Origin of the sequence: Cryobacterium sp. MDB1-18-1 (genome assembly GCF_004402735.1) — a bacterium.
GTDB lineage: Bacteria > Actinomycetota > Actinomycetes > Actinomycetales > Microbacteriaceae > Cryobacterium > Cryobacterium glucosi.
Genome location: NZ_SOFR01000004.1, coordinates 49,969 through 69,064 on the forward strand (window position 1 = coordinate 49,969; position 19,096 = coordinate 69,064).

A 19,096-nucleotide genomic window follows, 5' to 3' on the forward strand; every position below is an offset into this window, starting at 1 on the left:
GGGTTATTTGCGCTTCCGGCGCCGGGCGCCGGGGCGGGCGGGCTGCCCGGGGCGACCCGCGGCGGCTCCCGCCTTGCCAGAGGCTCCGGCAGCGGATGCCGCACCCGAGCCGTTCTTCGCCGCTGCCGCCGCAGCGGCAGCGGCCTGGATCTCGAGAGCAGAGGTCGCCGGGGCGAGCGGGCGCCGGGGGATCGGGCGCGGGCGCACCGGCTCGCCGCGACGGTCCTGGCCCGGGATCGGGCGGGACCGGCGGCCGTAGATGAGTTCGGAGGAGTCGAGCAGCCAGGGCACGAGCGCGATCGTGACACCGTGCACGAGCATCAGCTTCTGGCGGAGGCGACGGGCCTTGTGGTTGTGCAGCAGGTTCTCCCACCAGTGCCCGACGATGTAGATCGGGGTGTAGATGGTGACGACCTCGGAGCCGTGCGCGGCGCGGCGCTCCTTGATGTAGCTGATCAACGGCCAGCTGATGTCCCGGTACGGAGACTCGACGATGCGCAGCGGCACCTGGATGTTCTGCCGGACCCAGTCGCGCTGCAACTGTTTGGTCTCTTCTTCGTCGATCGAGATGTGCACGGCCTCGATGCCCTCGTGCCGGGCGGCGATCGCGTAGTCGAGTGCCTTGAGCACGGGCTTCTGCATCTTACCGACGAGCACGATCGCGTGGTCACCGGTGGAGCCGAAGGTCGTGTCAGGGTCGACTTCGATCTCCTTGGCGACGTCCCGGTAGTAGCGGTTCACGCCGAGCATCAGGGTGAACAGAACCGGCATCATCACGAAGACGAGCCAGGCGCCGTGGGTGAACTTGGTGATCGTCACGACGATGAGCACCACGCCGGTCAGGGCGGCGCCGAAGCCGTTGATCGAGAGGCTCGTGATGATCGAGGCCCGGTTCGGCGGGTTCGTCTTGAGCAGGGTGAGCCAGTGCTTGACCATGCCGGTCTGGCCGAGGGTGAAGGATACGAAGACGCCGATGATGTACAGCTGGATCAGCACCGTCAGGTTGGCCTGGAAGACGACCAGGATCAGGCAGGCGAAGAGGGCGAGGAGTACGACGCCGTTCGAGTAGATCAGCCGGTCGCCACGGGTGCTGAGCGACTTCGGTGCGTAGGAGTCCTTCGCGAGCACCGAGCCGAGCAGCGGGAAGCCGTTGAACGCCGTGTTCGCGGCGAGCAGCAGCACGGCGGCGGTCGCGGCCTGCAGCACGAAGAACATGATCGAGTTGTTCCCGAAGGTCGCCGCGGCGATCTGGGCGATCAGGCTTCGCTGCGGCGACGTGGCGCACTCGGCCCAGCCGATCAGGTCGCAGGGGTTCTCCGCGTAGTGCACCTTCGCGATCAGCGCGAGGGTCGTGAGGCCGATGAACATCACGATCGCGATGCCGCCCATCAGCACGAGGGTGCGCTGGGCGTTCTTGACCTTCGGGTGTTTGAAGGCCGGAACACCGTTGGCGATCGCTTCGACGCCGGTCAGGGCGGAGCATCCGCTCGCGAAGGAGCGCAACAGCAGCAGGATGAACGCCGACTGGGCAAGGTTTTCGGCGTGCACGCCGTAGCTCGCGGACTCCGCGACGGGCGCATCACCGAAGATGACCCGCACGAGGCCGACGACGACCATCAGGATCACGCTCGCGATGAACAGGTAGGTCGGGAAGGCGAAGGCCTTGCTCGACTCGCGCACGCCGCGCAGGTTGACGGCGGCGAGCATCACGACGAAGAAGACGGCGAGTTCGACCCGGAAGTTCACGAGTTGCGGCACGGCCGAGATGATGTTGTCCACGCCGCTCGCGACCGAGACGACGACGGTCATCACGTAGTCGACGAGCAGGGCGGATGCGACGAGCAGGCCTGCGCGTTCGCCGAGGTTCTTGGAGGCGACCTCGTAGTCCCCGCCACCGGAGGGGTACGCCTTGATCAGCTGCCGGTAGGACGCGACGACGACGACCAGCAGGAGCACGACGCAGGCCGCGACCCAGGGCGCGAAGCTCAGGAAGGCGAGCCCGCCGAGGGTCAGGATCATCAGGAGTTCCTGCGGGGCGTACGCGACGCTCGACAGCGGGTCGCTCGCGAAGATCGGCAGGGCGAGGTGCTTGGGCAGCAGCTGACCCTCGAGATGCTCGGTCGAGAGTGGTTCGCCGATGATCCACCGCTTCGCGGAGCGAGTTTCTGGCGCTTGGGAGCCGTCTGGTGTCACGAGGGATGACACTACTCCGTTGGACACGACTGTCAAACTTCCGGGAATAAGCCGAGCCGCCCGCGAGTTGGGTTACCCCCGCTTCCCGCACCCCGCGCATCCCCACCTTCCGCGAAAGCGGGTGAATCGTCGGTATGCCGCAGCGAAAGCGACGATTCACCCGCTTTCGCGGGTCAGGGGGACTGTGCCGCGTCGATCACCCGCCAGAGCGAGGTTCGCAGCGCGGTGAGCTCATCCAGGCTCATGCCGAGCTTGTCGATGATGCGCGGCGGGATCGTGAGGGCGTCCTCGCGGAGTGCTCGACCGGCATCCGTCAGCGTGATGTCGAGCACACGTACGTCGTGCGCATTGCGACTGCGGCCGACGAGGCCGGCGGTCTCGAGGCGCTTCAGCAGCGGGGAGAGGGTCGCGGGTTCGAGGCGCAGCTCGGCGCTGAGGTCAGAGACCGAACGCGGGCTGCGTTCCCAGAGGGCGAGCAGCACGAGGTACTGCGGATGCGTGAGGCCGTACGGCTCGAGGATCGGCCGGTACACCGAGATCACACTGCGGGACGCGATCGCGAGGGCGAAGCAGACCTGGTCCTCGAGGCGGAGCAGGTCGGGCGCGGACGCGGGCACTGTCGCGGAACCGGTCGTGCCCGGGGAATCGTCTGTCATCGGTTGGTCCCGCGCCTCTGCTGTTCCCCGTCGCGACCGTCTCGACGGAATTGATTAGTGCACTAATCGTAATTGATTAGTACACTAACCATTATGACACGCGCATCGAGACGAGGAACCGGCGAACCGGGCGATTCTGACGACAGGCCGTCGGGCGAACACGGCCTCGCGGGCGCCGTGTCCTGGCTGAATCGCACGCTGCTGCCCTGGATCGGGCCGCCGCCGCTCGGCCCGTATACGACGGAGACGACCGAGCAGAAGCAGGCGGAGCGCGCCGAGGCGACCTGCCCGATCTGCGGCGAGCTGATGAGCCGGCACGAGATCGACCGCTCGGGCGAACGCACCCAGATCCACCACCCCGCCCCCGCAGCCCCCTGATCCCGCACGCCGCCCCCGACCCTTCCCCAGAAACGTGCGTACCCTTCCGCGAGAGTACGATTTTGGCCCTTAAGACACTGGTTTAAGGGCCAAAAGTACGCTCTCGCGGACGGGCGAGGCGGGGGTCAGCGGGGCAGGGCGTCCAGGATGCCGGCGCGCACCTCGGCGAGGCGGGCGCGCAGGTCCGAGACGGTCGCGGCGGGCACCCGGGCGTGCACGGCCTGCTTGCGCAGGTCCGCGCGGAGTTGCTGGCGGAACTCGTTGAGCACGAGATCGGCCTCGTGCAGGGCGCGATTGGACTCGAGGCGACGGTCCGTCGAGGTGCCCGACGTGGTCCCGGCCGGCGGGGTCTGGCCGCCTGGAGCCGCCGAGCCCGCGCTCGCGCCGGCGGAACCGGCGGTATCCGCTGGGCCGTCCGCGCCCGGGTAGCTCGCACTGGCACTGGCATCGGCACCCGCGGCCGTGCCCGGAACGGCGGAACCGGTGGTGGGACTCGAACCCCCACGTGCCCGGCCGCCCGCTCCGAAGCCCGCGTCGTCCCTGGCCCGCCTGGCGGCAGCTGCGAGATCGGTGCGCAGGCTCGTCATCGCCGCGGCGACCCCGGACCGGACCTCGTCTGCCAGCCGGCGCACCGAGTCGGTGACCTCGTCCTCGAGTGCGTCGAGGTCGCCCCCGCGCGCGAGGAGCTCGGCGCGTCCGGCGTCGGTGATCTCGTAGACGGTCTTGCGGCCGTCCGTCGACTTCGTGACGAGGCCCTCCTCCTCGAGCTTGGCCAGTCGCGGGTAGATCGTGCCCGCGCTCGGGATATACGTGCCGCCGAACCGGTCGCTGAGCGCCTGGATCAGCTCGTAACCGTGCCGCGGCTGCTCGGCGAGCAGGCTCAGCAGGTAGAGCCGCAGGCTGCCGTGGGCGAAGACGGGAGTCATGCCGAGGCCCCCGTTGCGGTGTCCGCCGGGGCCTCGCCCGGCGCTTCGAACCCGGCGGCTGCGCTCGGGGCGCTCGCCGGGGCATCCGCCGCCGCGGCCGGACGCCGGACGATCGAGATGTCACCGGAGACGGAGTTCGCGTGCAGTTCGAGCCAGCTGCCCGCGAGCACGCCCGTACTCGACTCGTAGCCCTTGCCGAGGGTGCCCTTCACGGTCTGGTCGTCGAGCTGGAGGACCCCCGAGATGGTGTTGAGGTGGTACTTGATCGGGAGGCCGGCCTCGACGCGTGCGGTGAGGTTGCCGCTCACGGTGTTCGTGTTGACGGTGTCCGGTGAGCCCTCGAGGTCGAGGAACACGTTGCTCGCGACGCCGTCGACGCTGAACCGGCGGATGCTGCCGCTCGCGGTGACATCGCCGGAAACGGTGTGCGTGGTGATGTCGCCGGAGTGGTTGCTGACCGAGATCTCGCCGTTGATCGCGTTGACTTCGATGTCGCCCGTGACGCCGTCGACGACGAGGTCACCGGAGACGGTGTTGAGCTTGAGGTCGCTGCGGAGGCCCGTGATGAGCGCGCCGGCCGAGACGACGCCGAGCTTGAGGGCGACGTCGCGCGGGACGGTGATGCTCACGTCCGCCCGGGCGCTGCCGCGGAAGGAGGCGAAGACCTCGATGAAGTTGTCCCAGCGCAGCTGCGGGTGGTCGACCTCGAGGGTGTCTCCGTCGAGGGAGATGCGGAGGTCCTTGCCGCTGACGCTGTGCACCTCGACGCGGGTGAACGGTTCGTCGTGGCCGATGATGTCGACCTTGCCGCCGATCAGCCCGACCTTGAGCCGGTTGACGAGTTCGACGTCGATCACCCGGGTCTGCCCGGGGGCGACCAGCCATTTTTCGAGTGCCATTGTGTGCTCCTTCTGTGGGCGTCCGTTGCGGACGCCGGAAACTTTTTCGCGTTATATCGCGTCTGGTGTGATTCACGATATATCGCGTTTCGGCGGTGCGCAACCCCCGAGCACCTTTCCGGTCGCGGGCGCGGGCGCGCGCGGGCGGGCGGGTGCGCGTCAGTAGAGGAAGATCGGCAGCCAGGCCGGGGTGTGTGCGTGCACGATCACGAGGAAGACGACGAGGTCGAAGAGCAGGTGCACGACGATGACGTAGCCGAGTGACCTGGTCAGCGCGAAGGTGAAGCCCTGCAGGAGTGCGAAGGGGAAGGTGATCAGCGGGCCCCAGCTGCGGTAGCCGAGTTCCCAGAGGAACGAGGTGAAGATCACCGCCTGGAGCAGGTTCGCGAGCCAGTCCGGGAAGTGCCGACGCAGCAGGGCGAACACGGTGCAGATGAAGAAGAGCTCGTCCCAGATTCCGACGAAACCGACGCCAACGAAGAGCCGCCCGATCTCGTCCGGCGCGGTGACGGTCGGCCAGTTGTGAAAGGCGCCGGAGCGGATGAAATAGGTCGGCAGAATCGCATAGCCGAGCGCGATCACGACGACGAGGTACCCGAGCGCTGCGGATGTCCAGGGTCGCCCGGTGCGGATCGGGAACCGGATCGCCCGCTCGCGGTAGAGGTAGCGCGAGACCAGGTACGGCAGGAGTACCGCGAGCGTGAGCACGGCCCCCATCAGCGCCATGTTCGGGTAGTCGATGTTGGCCGCGAGCGAGATGGTGCTGATCAGGAGCAGGCCGAGGGCGATGAGGGCGAGGTCGCGGGCGAGCGGGCGGTCGATGACGAGGGCCGTCGCGAGGGCGAGTCCGAGAAGCAGGTAGCCCGCGGGGATCGAGACCGGCGTGTGCAGTCCGAAGAGCAGCACCGCGGACGCAGAGACCAGGGCCGCGGGCACGAGCCGGAGTGCCAGGCGCGCGCGGGGCCGCGCCGCGGCATCCGTTGCCTCGGTCGTGTCGTGCATGCCACATGGTACCGAATCGGATTCGGGAGCCCGCTTGACCTTGACGCAACGTCAAGAATTATCGTGGAGAACACAACGGACGGGGAGTGGACATGGACTGGTCGATCCAGGAGATCGCGCGGCTCGCGTCGACGACGAGCCGCACGCTGCGGCACTACGGTGACCTCGGGTTGCTCCCGCCGAGTCGGATCGGCGCCAACGGCTACCGCTACTACGACGCGGCGGCGCTCGTGCGCCTGCAGCGCATCCTGATGCTGCGCGCCCTCGGGCTCGGGCTGCCCGCCATTCGCGAGGTGCTCGACCACGAAACGGATGCCGCCCGCGCCCTCGGCGCGCACCTCGCCTGGCTGCGCGGCGAGCGTGACCGCCTCGATCGCCAGATCGGCTCGGTCGAGGACACCATCACCACCCTGAACAGAAAGGAACAACTCATGGCAGAGAACATGTTCGACGGATTCGATCCCACGGAACACAGGGAGGAGGTCGAACAGCGCTGGGGAGCCGCGGCCTGGGCGAGCGGCGACGCCTGGTGGCGCGGGATGAGCGCCGCGGAGAAGGTGGCGTGGCAGGAGCGGCAGGCGCAGCTCCTCGCGGACTGGCGCGCGGCGGCCGCCGGAGTCTCCGGTGCCTCCGGAGCCTCCGGAGCATCGGGCCGGCTCGACCCGGCGGGAGCCGAGGCCCAGGCCCTCGCGCAGCGGCAGTTCGACTGGTTGCGGGCCATCCCGGGCACCCCCGGCGGAGGGCCGGGCGGCGCGGGACCCTCGAAGGAGTACTTCACGGGCCTCGGCGAGATGTATGTCTCCGACGAGCGCTTCGCCGCGAACTACGGCGGCCCTGCCGGGGCGGCCTTCGTCCGCGCGGCCCTCCTGGCCTACGCCGACCGCAACCTCTAGCGCGCGTCGGCCAGGGTCGAAGCGGGCGAGGGCGTCCGAGGCGCGGGGAGCGGCAGCGCGAGGCGGGGGATGGTCCACTGGCAGAGCGGGCCGACGAGCGCCGCGAACAGCACGGTCCCGATGCCGACGTTGCCGCCGAGCACCCAGCCGAGCGCGAGCACGGTGCCCTCGATGCCGGTGCGCACGATCCAGATCGGCCAGCCGGTGCGCCGGTGCAGGCCGGTCATCAGGCCGTCGCGGGGTCCGGGGCCGAGGTGCGCCCCGATGTAGAGGCCGGTCGCGACGGCGAGCAGCAGCACGCCTGCCGCGAAGAGCAGCGCGCGCAGCCACAGGTCGAGGCCGGCGGGCACCAGCCAGAGGCCGACATCCACCGACGGGCCGACGAGGAGCGCGTTGATCACGGTGCCGACGCCCGGCTTCTGGCGCAGCGGGATCCAGAACAGCAGCACGACGCCGCTCAGGATGACGGTCAGCAGGCCGAACCCGAGGTGGGTGTGGCCGTCGATGCCCTGGGTGAGCACGTCCCAGGGAGCGACGCCGATCGCGCCGCGCACCATCAGCGCGATCGCGATGCCGTACAGGAAGAGGCCAATAAGCAGCTGAATGAGACGACGGGTCATGGAAACCAATCCAATTGCACGAGTGGACTGTTATCAAGTAGCCAATCTGTCTAGAGTGGCCTCATGTCGGACACTCAGCTCAGCGCCCGTGCCCTCGAGTCGAAGCTCGGCGAGTGGCGCACCGGCGGGAGTGCCTACCGGGGGCTCGCCGATCGCATCCGCTTGCTCGCCCTCGACGGCCGCCTGACCGCCGGCACCCGCCTGCCCGCCGAACGCGAGTTGGGCGTGCGCCTCGGGCTGAGCCGCACGACTGTGACGGCCGCCTACCGCGAGCTGCGCGCCGCAGGGCTGCTCTCGAGCGTGCGCGGTTCGGGCAGCGTGGTGCGGCTGCCGGGCTCCGGCGCGGGCTCCGGCACGGGCTCCGGCGCGGCGGCCGGCCCTGGCTCAGGGAGCGCGTCGGGCGACAGCGGCGTCCTCGATCTCAGCAAGGCGACGATGTCGGCCCTCGGCGGGCTGGCGGATGTCGCCGCGCGGGCAGCAGAGGACCTCTCGCGTCACCTGAACGGTCCGGGCTTCGATCCGGTCGGCATCCCGGAGTTGCGCGCCGCGATCGCCGAACGCTACCGGGAGCGGGGGCTCCCGACCGACCCGGACCAGATCATGGTGACGATCGGAGCCCAGCACGCGATCTCGCTGCTCGCCCGGGTGTTCGTCAGCCGCGGCGACCGGGTGCTGATCGAACAGCCGAGCTACCCGCACGCGGTTGAGGCGCTCAGCGCGGCCGGGGCGCGGCTCGTGCCGGTGAGCGTGACGGCGCGCGTGGGCGACGGCTCGTCCGGCTGGGACGAGCCCGCCCTGCTCCAGGCCCTCCGGGGCAGCAATCCCGTGCTCGGCTACCTGATGCCCGACTTCCACAACCCGACCGGGCAGACGATGCCCACCGAGCAACGGACCCGCGTCATCGAGGCCGCCGCCCGGCAGGGCACGGTCCTCATCGCGGACGAGACCATGGGAGAGCTCAGCATCGACCGGACCGACGATTTCATGCCGTTCGCGGCATATGCACAGGGCGAGCCGGGAAATGCGGGAATGAACGGCTATGGAAGCGGATCTGGCGCCGGCGTCCCCGCCACGGTCGTCACCGTCGGCTCGGTGGGCAAGACCATCTGGGGCGGCCTGCGCATCGGCTGGATCAGGGCGGAGCCCGCGCTGATCCGCCGGCTGGTTGCCGCGCGCACGGCAACGGACATGGGCACGCCGATCCTCGAGCAACTCATCGTCACCCGGATGCTCCCGGAGATGCCGGCGATACTCGAGCGCCGCAGCCGCGAGCTCCGGGCCGGGCGCGACCACCTCGAGGCGCTCCTCGCCGCGCGCTTCCCCGAGTGGACCGTGCCGCACGTCGACGGCGGCCTCACGGCGTGGGTCAACCTCGGGCGACCCGTGAGCTCCCAGCTCGCGCTCGCCGCGCGCAACCACGGCCTTCTCGTGCCGGCCGGTCCCCGCTTCGGCGTCGACGGCGCCTTCGAGCGCTTCCTGCGGGTCCCGTTCTGCCACGGGGCGTTCGAGATGGAACGCGCTGTGGACGCACTGGGCCTGGCCTGGGGGACGCTGCTGCGGCACCCGCTGCCCGACACCGGGTACCTCGCCGACGTCGTCTGACTCCGAGGCGCCATTCCGCGCCGAACCGGGGGCGCGAAACGCAACACGGGCGTCACACGGCGATGCGATACTGAGCCATGCATTTTCTCGCCGTGCTGAGCATGAAGAACAGGGCCCTGATCGCCCTGATCACGATCGTCGCAGCCATCTTCGGCAGCCTCGCCCTCACGAGCCTCAAGCAGGAACTCATCCCCTCCCTGCAGCTGCCGCAGTTGCTCGTCTCCACGAGCTACCCCGGCGCCTCGCCCGAGGTCGTCAACGACGACGTCTCGACGCCGATCGAGACCGCCATCCAGGGCATCGCGGGCCTCGAATCCACCTCGACGACGAGCAGCACGAACTCCTCGCTCGTGAGCGCGACGTTCACGTACGGCACCGACCTCGTCAAGGCAGAATCCCGCATCAGCCAGGCGATCAACCGCATCAAGACCCGGCTGCCCGACAACCTCGACCCGCAGGTGATCAGCGGCAGCATCGACGACTTCCCGGTCATCTCCCTCGCTGTCTCCGGCGGCGACCAGGCCACCCTCGCCGACGACCTCAAGCGCAGCGTGCTCGGCGACATCCGTGACGTGTCCGGGGTGCGCGAGGCCGCGCTCGTCGGCGATGTCGGCCGCCGGGTGACCATCACAGCGGATGCCGCGGCCCTGGCCGCCCGCGGCCTCAGCACGCAGGCCATCCGTTCGGCCCTGCAGCAGAACGGCGCGCTCATCCCCGCCGGCTCGCTCACCGAGGGCGACAAGACCCTGTCGGTCCAGGCCGGCGGCAAGCTCACCTCCGCCGCGGACATCGCAGCCCTGCCCCTGCTCGCAACCGGCGCCGGCACCGCCCCTGGCGCCGCTCCGGCCACCCCGCCCACGATCGGCGACGTCGCCACCATCGTGCTCGGTGAGAACCCCGTCGCGAGCATCTCCCGCGTCAACGGCCAGCCGGCCCTCACGATCGCGGTCACGAAGGTGCCCGCCGCCAACACGGTCGACGTATCGACGGCCGTGCGCGCGATCCTGCCGAGGCTTCAGGATGCCGTCCCCGGCACGACCTTCACCGTCGTCTTCGACCAGGCCCCGTTCATCCAGGAGTCGATCAACTCGCTCACCCAGGAGGGCATCCTCGGGCTCGTCTTCGCCGTGCTCGTGATCCTCGTCTTCCTGCTCTCGGTGCGTGCCACGCTCGTCACGGCGATCTCGATCCCGACCTCCGTGCTGATCACCTTCATCGGCCTGCAGGGCGTCGGGTACTCGCTCAACATCCTCACGCTCGGCGCGCTGACCATCGCGATCGGCCGTGTCGTGGACGACTCGATCGTCGTGATCGAGAACATCAAGCGCCACCTCGTGCCCGGGGTGGACCGTTCCGAGACCATCGTCGCGGCCGTGCGCGAGGTCGCTGGCGCGATCACCGCGTCGACGATCACGACCGTCACGGTCTTCCTGCCGATCGCCTTCGTCGGCGGGTCCACAGGCGAACTCTTCCGCCCCTTCGCCCTCACCGTCACGATCGCGCTGCTCGCCTCCCTGCTCGTCTCGCTCACGATCGTGCCCGTACTCGCCTACTGGTTCCTGCGCGCCCCGAGCCCGAAGCCCGCCAGGCCCGCGAAGCCTGCCAAGGCGCCGAATTCTGCTCAGCCGGGTAAGGCTCCCGAGACCGCCCCGGTCCTCGTGACAACGGATGCCGCCGCGTTCGCGGTCGCCGACCCGACCGGCCCCGGCGCGCTCGCGGCCGAGTCCGCGCAAACAACGACCGTCGCCGACGCGGCCGCGGACCACCCTGGCGGGTCCGCACCCGCGGCGGCCCCCGCTACTCCTACCGCTGCGGCCGCCGCGTCCCGGCGGACCCGGCGCGCGGCATCCGCCCCCGCGGACGCGATCGTCGAGGAGCCGAGCCGCCTGCAGACCGGGTACCTGCCGATCATCCGCTGGACGCTCCGGCACGCCGTCGCCACCCTGCTGCTCTCCGTGCTCGTGCTCGGCGGAACGGTCGCGATCATCCCGTTCATGAAGGTCAACTTCCTCGGCTCGACCGGCCAGACCACGTTCCGGGTCGCCCAGGCTCTCCCGGTCGGCACGAGCCTCGCCGCCCAGGACACCGCCTCGACGACGGTCGAATCGGCCGTGCGCGGCACGCCGGGCGTGAAGATCGTCCAGGTGTCGATCGGCGGCGGCAGCGCCCTCGCCGCGTTCGCCGGGGGAGCGCCGACCACGAGCACCGTGACCTACTCGATCACGACCGACGGCGTGGCCAAGCCCGACGCCGTGCAGGACGCCGTCCGCGGCAAGCTCGCCGCACTCACCGGCGTCGGCGACTTCTCGGTCACGGCCGGCGGCGGCTTCGGCGGCACCTCGGACATCGCCGTCGACATCACCGCGGCCAACGGCGCCGACCTGCAGACAGCGAGCGACAGCATCCTCGCCGCCGTGAAGAAGCTCGACGCGATCAAGGAGAGCTCGAGCAACCTCGCCGCCTCCCGGCCCTACCTCGCCGTGACGATCGACCGCACGAAGGCCGCCGCCGCCGGCTTGAGCGAGCTCGCGCTCGGCACCCTCGTCTCCCAGGCGATGCAGCCGAGCGTCGTCGGGTCGATCGTGATCAACGAGGCGAACCTGTCCGTGTATCTCACCGGGGCCAGCTCGCCGGCGACGACGGCCGAGCTCGCCGCCCTGCCGATCCCGACCCTCGCCGGGCCGGTCGCGCTCAGCACCCTCGCGACCGTCGCGCAGGTCGACGGCCCGGCCACCCTCACGACGACGAAGGGCCTGCGCACCGCGACGGTCTCGGCGACGCCGAACAACAACGACCTCGGCACCGCCAACGCCCAGATGGCGACCGTGCTCGCCGACACGACCCTGCCGACCGGCGCGACCGCGACCCTCGGCGGTGTCACGAAGGACCAGACCGACGCGTTCCAGCAGCTCGGCATCGCTCTGCTCGCCGCGATCCTGATCGTCTACATCGTGATGGTCGCGACGTTCCGGTCGCTGCTGCAGCCGCTGCTGCTGCTCGTGTCCATCCCGTTCGCGGCGACGGGGGCCATCGCGCTGCAGGTGATCACCGGCATCCCCCTCGGAGTGCCCTCGCTGATCGGCGTGCTGATGCTGATCGGGATCGTCGTGACGAACGCGATCGTGCTGATCGACCTCGTCAACCAGTACCGGCGGCGGGGGCTCGACGTGCGCGAGGCGCTCGTCAACGGGGCCTCCCGGCGGCTGCGCCCGATCCTGATGACCGCCCTCGCCACGATCTTCGCCCTGCTCCCGATGGCGGTCGGCCTCACCGGCACCGGCGGGTTCATCTCCCAGCCGCTCGCCCTGGTCGTGATCGGCGGCCTGGTCTCCTCGACCCTGCTCACCCTCATCGTGCTCCCGGTGCTGTACTTCCTCGTCGAGGGCGGCAGGGAACGCAGGGCTGTCCGTCGCGAGGAGAAGAATGCGGCGCGCGCCGCCTCGGCGGCCGATGCAGGGACGAACCTCGGGTAAACGCGGGGTTAAACTGGGTGAAGCGGGGTAGGCAGCAGCCTCAGGCCCGGCACACCGGTCACACCGTCGCGGCCTCCAACTCGCGAGAGGCACTTCATGACCGGGCGTTCCCTGCTCTCCGACCCGTACCGCAACAAGGGCACCGCGTTCACCCGGGCCGAGCGGATGCGCGGCGGCATCACCGGGCAGCTGCCGCACGTCGTGCAGACCATCGAGCAGCAATCGGGTCAGCTCTACCGGCGGTTCCTGGCCCGGCCGAACGACCTCGAGAAGCGCCTGTTCCTGATGGACGTCTGCGCGCGCAACCGCCGGCTGTTCTACTATGCGATGTCCCGGCACCTCGTCGAATTCCTGCCGATCGTGTACGCGCCGACCGTCGCCCAGGCGATCCAGCAGTACAGCGACTGCTACGCGGGCAGCGATGTCGCCTACATCTCCGCACTCGATCCCGAGAGCATCGGGGAGGCGCTCCAGATCTACGCCAACGGCCGGGACATCCGCCTGATCGTCGCGACCGACGGCGAGGGAATCCTCGGCATCGGCGACTGGGGCGTCAACGGGGCCGAGATCCTCACCGGCAAGGTCGCCGTCTACACCGCGGCAGCGGGCATCGACCCCGCCCAGATCCTGCCGGTGTTCATCGACGTCGGCACCGACAATGCCGGGCTGCTCGACGACTCGCGGTACCTCGGGAATCGGTTTCCGCGCATCCGTGGCGCCGACTACGACCGGTTCATCGACGACTTCGTTCAGACGGCGCTCGGGCTGTTCCCGGGCGCGCTGCTGCACTGGGAGGACTTCGGCCGCGCGACGGCGGCGCCGATCCTCGAGCGGTATCGCGACAGCATCTGCACCCTCAACGACGACATCCAGGGCACCGGCGTCACGATCCTCGCCGCCCTGAACACGAGCATCCTGATCTCCGGGTTGACCCTGGGCGACCAGCGCGTGTTGATCTTCGGCGCGGGGACCGCCGGGATCGGCATCGCCGACCAGATCGTCGACGAGCTCGTCGTGACCGGGGGACAGTCCCTCGCCGAGGCCGAGGCCCGGATCTACCTGATGGACCGGCAGGGGCTCATCGTCGACACCCTGCCCGACCTCACCGCCGGCCAGCGCCGGTACGCCCGGCCCGCACGGGAACTGGCCGGCGATGCGTTCGCGCCCGCGCTCGCCGACCCGCGCTCGCTGCACAGCGTGATCGCCGCTGTGCACCCGACCGCGCTCATCGGCACGTCGACCCAGTTCGGCGCCTTCACCGAGGCTGCCGTGCGTGAGATGGCCGCCCACGTCGAACGCCCGCTGATCTGCCCGATCTCCAACCCGGCCGAGCTCGCCGAGGCGACCGCGGCCGACGTGATCGAGTGGACGGCCGGCGCGGCCCTCGTGAGCACCGGCTGCCCGTCAGCCCCCGTGCGGTTCGACGGGGTCGACTACGAGATCGGCCAGGGCAACAACGCGCTCATGTATCCGGGGATCTGCTTCGGAGCGATCGTCGCCCGGGCGACCGTGCTGAACCGGGCCATGCTCCTCGCCGCCGCCCACGCGATCGCCGGCATGGTCGACGTGACCCGGCCCGGCGCGGCCGTGCTGCCCTCGTTCCGGGACCTGCCCGAGGTGTCGCGCCGCGTCGCCGTCGCCGTGGTCACCCAAGCGGTGCGCGACGGCGTCAACGGCGTCGCCATCGCCGACCCAGAGGCCGCGGTCGCCGCCGCGACCTGGCGCCCCGGCTACTAGCCGATCCCGCTCGGACCGGCTGCCAACGGGGCCGGCCCGGTTTGTGACTAGTAGACGAGAGAAGCCGGGGCGAACGGACCGACCTTCACGAGGCCGATGAGCGGGTCGTCGCAACCCTGGATCGGATTGGGCGTCGTCACCCGGCGAGGGACATCCGTGCCGGGCGGTGTCACGTCGAGCTCGGTGACGGCCACGAGCGTGCAGGTGTATGCGCCCGCCTGATTCAGGTGCAGCAGGCTGTAGGCGGATGCTCCGGGAGCGAGTTCGACGGCAGCCTCCGTCACCGTCGGGTAGCGTTCGTGTGCCGCGGCCGGGCCGAGCAGTGCCCCGGTGACCGCATTCACCAGCCGGACACCGGGGTACCCCTGCACGGTGCAGGCCTGGGATCCGGTGTTGGTCAAAGTGAGGTCCCAGTAGAAGCTGCTCATCCCGCTGTCCATCGGCCGCGAGGCCAGGGTGGCGCCGAGCGCGCCGGCGGAGCAGGCTGCGGGAACGTCATCGCCGGGCGTGGGCGTGGGGACCGCTGTGGGTGATCCGGAGGGGGTGCCGGTCGGGGCACCTGTCGCCGTTGGGACGGCCGAGGCCGAGGCCGAGGCCGATGCCGTCGCACTGGCCGTCGGCGACGGTGCCGCCGTCCCGCACGCGGAGAGCGTTGTGCAGAGCAGTGCCGCTGCGCCGAGCGCCGCCGCCATTCGGCGCCCGGTGCCGCGCGAAGTCCCCCGCCGCGCTCCCTCGACCCGTGATCCGGTCATGTCGCCCCCCTGTCGCGGTCCGTCTAAGAGGCCGCGTCACCAGTCTCGCACCCGGCTTGTGCGGTGAGTTCGAGCGCGAGGGGGGTTGCGCATCCCGGCAACCGGTGCCGCGGTGGCCAACTCAGGAGATCCGCTGGCTAGGCTCGAAGGATGGCCACCCCCGATTTCATCCTCGAACTGCGCAAGAGCATCGGACACGCCCCGCTCTGGCTCATCGGCGTCACCGCGGTCGTCGTGCGCGGCGACGAAGCGCTCCTCGTCCGCCGCGCCGACAACGGCAACTGGTCGAACGTCGCCGGCGTCGTCGACCCCGGTGAAGAACCCGCGGATGCCGCGGCCCGCGAAATCCTCGAGGAGTCCGGCATCGTCGCCGAGGTCGACGCTCTCGTCGGTGTCTTCGCCCGCGAGCCCCTCCAATACGCCAACGGTGATCACGCCCAATATCTCGACGTGCTCTTCCGCTGCCGGTGGGTGAGCGGTGAGCCGCACCCGGCCGACGGCGAGAATACGGCGGCGGCCTGGTGGCCGCTCGACGCGCTCCCGCCCCTGCCGGGCACGCACGACGAGCGGCTTCAGCTCGCCGTCGACCAGTCCGGGCCCGCGCTCTTCCGCCGCCGCGACACCCCGGCCGACACCCAGGCCTAGCGCCGGTCGAGGCACACCCGAACAGGGGCATCCGCTCGACCTGACACGGCGGCGACACCCCTGCTATCGTGCTGTTCGAAACGAGCGGGACCCTCGCCCGGCATCCGTCGGAGCCGACGTCCCGCGTGAGAGGGGCACACCCATGAAGGCATCGGCTGAACTCGGCGGCAACCTCCAGTCCGTCCTCGTCGACCTGATCGAACTCCACGTTCAGGGCAAGCAGGCGCACTGGAGTGTCGTCGGCCACAACTTCCGCGACCTGCACCTGCAGCTCGACGAGATCATCGACGATGCACGCATCTTCTCCGACGAGCTGGCCGAGCGGATGCGCGCACTCGACGCCCTCCCCGACGGACGCACCGAGACGGTCGCCAAGGACACCCACCTGCCGAAGTTCCCGGCGGGCGAGGTCGACACCGCGGAAACCGTCGTCATGATCACGGAACGGCTCGACGCGACGGTCAAGAACATCCGCAAGGTGCACGACGCCGTTGACGAAGAGGACCCGACAAGCGCCGATATCCTGCACGGCTTCATCGAGAAGCTCGAGCAGTACGCCTGGATGGTCAGCGCCGAGAACCGCCTGCCGCGGAAGGCGACCGCCAAGTCGCCGACCCGCCCCTCCGGCCGGGCCCTCACAGACATCACCGACTGATCCAGGGGCCGGACGGGCACGCTCGGATCCGAACGCGGGTCCGGCGGCGAGGGTGAAACGACGAACACAGCGGAACCGGGGATGCGGCACAGTGGGCTCGGCGAGAGGAGGACGCCGAAACAGTGCACGCGGGTCAAGAATGACAAGCGAAAGAAGGCGAGGCCGCAGATGAACCAGCGGAACTTCGACAGTGAGAGTGCCCCGGTCTGGCTCGGTGCGCCCGGTGATCGCGAGTCGAGTGAGCAACTCCGGGTGGTCGCCGACGAGGCCCTCCTCGTGACCGGCGACACCGGGCGGGCGCTCCGCCTCGCAACGCACCTCGGTTCCCGTCTTCCGGCCATCGGGGAGGGCAATACCCGGCACCTCTTCGAGATGCTCGCGACGGTCTCGGCGGCCGACCTGTCGGCGGCGCGCGTCACCGACGGTCATCTCGCCGCCCTCTCGGTCCTGGGCCAGGCATCCGTCGAACCGGCGCAGCTGCCCGGCGGTGAGACGGGCCGGACCCGCAGCTGGGGTGTCTTCGCGGCCGAAGCGCGCGGCACCCGCCTCGACGCGACCGAGTCGGAGCAGGGCTGGCGACTCGACGGGCTCAAGCCGTGGTGCTCGCTCGCGGGCTCGCTGAGCAATGCCCTCGTCACGGCGCACACCTCGAGTGATGCGCTGCGGCTCTTCGCGGTCGACCTCGCCGCGCCGGGCATCACCGTGCTCGAGGACACCTGGGTCGGCAGGGGACTGCCCTCGATCACGAGCGGTCCCGTTGACTTCCGCGGCGTGCCCGCGGTCGCGATCCGCGAGGACGACTGGTATTTCAACCGGCCGGGCTACGCCTGGGGCGGGATCGGCGTCGCCGCGTGCTGGTTCGGCGGCGCGGTCGGGATCGCCCGTCGGGTATTCCGCGGCGCGCAGGACTGGCCGGCGGACCAGATCGCACTCGCGCACCTCGGTGCGATCGACGTGACCCTGAGCGCGTGCGGAGGCGTCCTCGCGGCAGCGGCAGCGTCGATCGACGACGGCACCGCGACCGGACAGGCAGGGGCGCTCCTCGCGGCGAGGGTGCGGGGTCTCGTCGCGCGCTCGGTCGAGGAGGTCATCGCACGGGCCGGGCATGCGCTCGGCCCCTGGCCGCTCGCCTTCGAGGCCCGTCACTCGCAGCGGGTCGCCGACCTCGAGCTCTACGTGCGCCAGCACCACGCCGAACGCGACGAGGCCGCGCTCGGCGCCCTGCTCCTCGACGGCGGCCCGGTTCCCGGCGGCGGCCCCTCGCCCTGGTGAGCGGGGGCGTTTCGGCCGGCACAACAGCCCGCCACGACAGGGATCCCGCCCCGGTGGACGCACGGGGGTCCGATATGTCAGGATTCCGCCGTGACCACTCCACCGGAGCGCCGGATGCTGCTCGACACCGCTGCCCTGTACTTCCGCGCCTTCTACGGGGTGCCCGACACCGTGCGCGCGCCGAACGGCCAGCCGGTCAACGCCGTGCGCGGGCTGCTCGACATCATCACCCGGCTCGTCACCGAGTTCCCGCCTACTGAGATCGTGGCCTGCTGGGACGACGACTGGCGGCCGCAGTGGCGCGTCGACCTGATCCCGACCTACAAGACCCATCGGGTCGCCGCGGCTGTCGAGTCTCCCGCAGCGGATGCCCCCACCGCGACCGAGGACGTCCCCGACCTCCTCAGCGCGCAGATTCCGATCATCCGCGAGCTGCTCGCCGCGCTCGGAATCCCGGTGATCGGTGCCCCGCGGCACGAAGCAGACGACGTGATCGGCACCCTCGCCTCGCACGCGGACGTGCCCGTCGATGTCATCACCGGCGACCGCGACCTCTTCCAGCTCGTCGACGACTCCCGCGACGTGCGGGTGATCTACACCGGCCGCGGCATGGCCAGGCTGGAGACGCTCACCGATGCCGCGCTGCTTGCCAAGACCGGGGTCACCCCGGCGCAGTACGCCGACTTCGCGGCCCTCCGCGGCGACGCCTCCGACGGGCTTCCCGGGGTCGCCGGGGTGGGTGAGAAGACCGCAGCTACGTTGCTTGCCGATTTCGGCGACCTCGACGGGATCGTCGCAGCGGCCGCCGATCCGGCCTCGGCGCTGGCAGCGGGTGTGCGTGGCAAGATCATCGCCGCCGCCGACTACCTCACAGTCGCACCGACCGTCGTCAACGTCGTGCGCGACCTGAAGCTCCCGGCATTCGACGCCCGGATCCGCCCGAGCACCCCGGAGCAGGATGCCGAACTCGACCGTCTCTCCGCCGAATGGGGCCTCACGACCGCGATGAAGCGCGTGCGAACCGCCCTGTTCGCTCTCACCGAGCGGCGATGAGCGGCACTCCCGATACGCAGGCCAGAATCGGATGCCGGTGTAACCGCTGCCCAGTCTGGCGGAAGGGCCGCGTGCCGTTGGGCGCGATGTTGCGGTCAGCGGAGTCGGCGCGCTCGCCGTGACCGCCCGGCCAATATGAGCACGAGTCCGACGCCGAGCAGCGCGCCGGTTCCGATCAGAGCAGGGGCGATGTCGATTCCGGTCGCGGCAAGCTCCGTGACGGGCCCGGTCGTGCTCGGCGGAGTGGTGGCCGAGGGCGTCGGCGTGGCCGTGGTGGCGGCGTCTGCTGCGGCCTGGGCGGCTGCGGCCTCGGCGGCGGCCTGCGCCGCTGCGGCGGCCG

The 19,096-nt window shown here is 70.4% G+C and carries 16 protein-coding genes and 1 pseudogene; 9 read left to right on the top strand and 8 right to left on the bottom strand.

What is annotated here, in order from left to right; all coding sequences use genetic code 11:
• Nucleotides 1-3: 3 nt before the first annotated feature.
• Nucleotides 4-2,193 (bottom strand): APC family permease, encoded by a 2,190-nt coding sequence (locus E3O50_RS00765; protein WP_166790657.1) that lies wholly within the window; start codon nt 2,191-2,193, stop codon nt 4-6.
• 173 nt (nt 2,194-2,366) lie between these two features.
• Nucleotides 2,367-2,849: a MarR family transcriptional regulator gene (locus E3O50_RS00770; RefSeq protein ID WP_134559282.1), complete on the bottom strand. Its 483-nt coding sequence runs from the start codon at nt 2,847-2,849 to the stop codon at nt 2,367-2,369.
• A 93-nt stretch (nt 2,850-2,942) separates the two neighbouring features.
• Here E3O50_RS00770 and E3O50_RS00775 point away from each other — a divergent pair, with 93 nt between their 5' ends.
• Nucleotides 2,943-3,227: a hypothetical protein gene (locus tag E3O50_RS00775; protein ID WP_134559284.1), complete on the top strand. Its 285-nt coding sequence runs from the start codon at nt 2,943-2,945 to the stop codon at nt 3,225-3,227.
• A gap of 539 nt (nt 3,228-3,766) precedes the next feature.
• On the opposite strand, the pseudogene E3O50_RS00780 reads toward E3O50_RS00775, so the two are convergent.
• The 3 genes and pseudogenes from E3O50_RS00780 to E3O50_RS00790 form a co-directional block, all read right to left on the bottom strand.
• Nucleotides 3,767-4,153: pseudogene (locus E3O50_RS00780) on the bottom strand (PadR family transcriptional regulator); the annotation flags it as partial.
• Complete coding sequence (locus tag E3O50_RS00785) at nt 4,150-5,052, bottom strand: DUF4097 family beta strand repeat-containing protein (protein ID WP_134446242.1); 903 nt, start codon at nt 5,050-5,052, stop codon at nt 4,150-4,152. The pseudogene E3O50_RS00780 and the gene E3O50_RS00785, both read right to left, overlap by 4 nt.
• 159 nt (nt 5,053-5,211) lie before the next feature.
• Entirely contained in the window at nt 5,212-6,054 is an 843-nt protein-coding gene (locus E3O50_RS00790) for a CPBP family intramembrane glutamic endopeptidase (protein WP_134559286.1), read from the bottom strand.
• A 92-nt stretch (nt 6,055-6,146) separates the two neighbouring features.
• Here E3O50_RS00790 and E3O50_RS00795 point away from each other — a divergent pair, with 92 nt between their 5' ends.
• Nucleotides 6,147-6,947 (top strand): MerR family transcriptional regulator, encoded by an 801-nt coding sequence (locus tag E3O50_RS00795; RefSeq protein ID WP_134559288.1) that lies wholly within the window; start codon nt 6,147-6,149, stop codon nt 6,945-6,947.
• On the opposite strand, the gene E3O50_RS00800 is transcribed toward E3O50_RS00795, so the two are convergent.
• Nucleotides 6,944-7,567 carry a hypothetical protein gene (locus E3O50_RS00800; RefSeq protein ID WP_134446245.1) on the bottom strand — a complete coding sequence of 208 codons (624 nt, stop codon included), beginning with the start codon at nt 7,565-7,567 and terminating at the stop codon, nt 6,944-6,946. The two genes, E3O50_RS00795 and E3O50_RS00800, sit on opposite strands and share 4 nt — an antisense overlap.
• A 63-nt stretch (nt 7,568-7,630) precedes the next feature.
• On the opposite strand from E3O50_RS00800, the gene E3O50_RS00805 reads away from it, so the two are divergent.
• The 3 genes from E3O50_RS00805 (at nt 7,631) to E3O50_RS00815 (ending at nt 14,379) form a co-directional block, all read left to right on the top strand.
• Nucleotides 7,631-9,169, top strand: a complete 1,539-nt coding sequence (locus E3O50_RS00805) for a PLP-dependent aminotransferase family protein (protein ID WP_134559290.1) — start codon at nt 7,631-7,633, stop codon at nt 9,167-9,169.
• A gap of 77 nt (nt 9,170-9,246) precedes the next feature.
• Nucleotides 9,247-12,642 (top strand): efflux RND transporter permease subunit, encoded by a 3,396-nt coding sequence (locus E3O50_RS00810; protein WP_134559292.1) that lies wholly within the window; start codon nt 9,247-9,249, stop codon nt 12,640-12,642.
• Between the two features lie 96 nt (nt 12,643-12,738).
• A complete protein-coding gene (locus tag E3O50_RS00815) occupies nt 12,739-14,379 on the top strand; it encodes an NAD-dependent malic enzyme (protein ID WP_134559294.1) in 1,641 nt (546 codons plus the stop codon).
• Between the two features lie 47 nt (nt 14,380-14,426).
• On the opposite strand, the gene E3O50_RS00820 is transcribed toward E3O50_RS00815, so the two are convergent.
• The gene (locus tag E3O50_RS00820; protein ID WP_134559296.1) at nt 14,427-15,131 is read right to left on the bottom strand and encodes a DUF4232 domain-containing protein; all 705 of its coding nucleotides are present in this window, start codon (nt 15,129-15,131) and stop codon (nt 14,427-14,429) included.
• Between the two features lie 150 nt (nt 15,132-15,281).
• Here E3O50_RS00820 and E3O50_RS00825 point away from each other — a divergent pair, with 150 nt between their 5' ends.
• The 4 genes from E3O50_RS00825 (at nt 15,282) to E3O50_RS00840 (ending at nt 18,756) form a co-directional block, all read left to right on the top strand.
• Complete coding sequence (locus E3O50_RS00825; protein WP_134559298.1) at nt 15,282-15,776, top strand: NUDIX domain-containing protein; 495 nt, start codon at nt 15,282-15,284, stop codon at nt 15,774-15,776.
• Between the two features lie 142 nt (nt 15,777-15,918).
• Nucleotides 15,919-16,431 (top strand): DNA starvation/stationary phase protection protein, encoded by a 513-nt coding sequence (locus E3O50_RS00830; RefSeq protein WP_134446251.1) that lies wholly within the window; start codon nt 15,919-15,921, stop codon nt 16,429-16,431.
• A 168-nt stretch (nt 16,432-16,599) separates the two neighbouring features.
• A complete protein-coding gene (locus E3O50_RS00835; RefSeq protein ID WP_134559300.1) occupies nt 16,600-17,703 on the top strand; it encodes an acyl-CoA dehydrogenase family protein in 1,104 nt (367 codons plus the stop codon).
• A 114-nt stretch (nt 17,704-17,817) separates the two neighbouring features.
• The gene (locus E3O50_RS00840) at nt 17,818-18,756 is read left to right on the top strand and encodes a 5'-3' exonuclease (protein ID WP_134446378.1); all 939 of its coding nucleotides are present in this window, start codon (nt 17,818-17,820) and stop codon (nt 18,754-18,756) included.
• A gap of 95 nt (nt 18,757-18,851) precedes the next feature.
• Here the strand turns inward: E3O50_RS00840 and E3O50_RS18980 are convergent.
• On the bottom strand, nt 18,852-19,096 hold a 245-nt coding region (locus E3O50_RS18980; RefSeq protein WP_198417050.1), incomplete at its 5' end, for a hypothetical protein.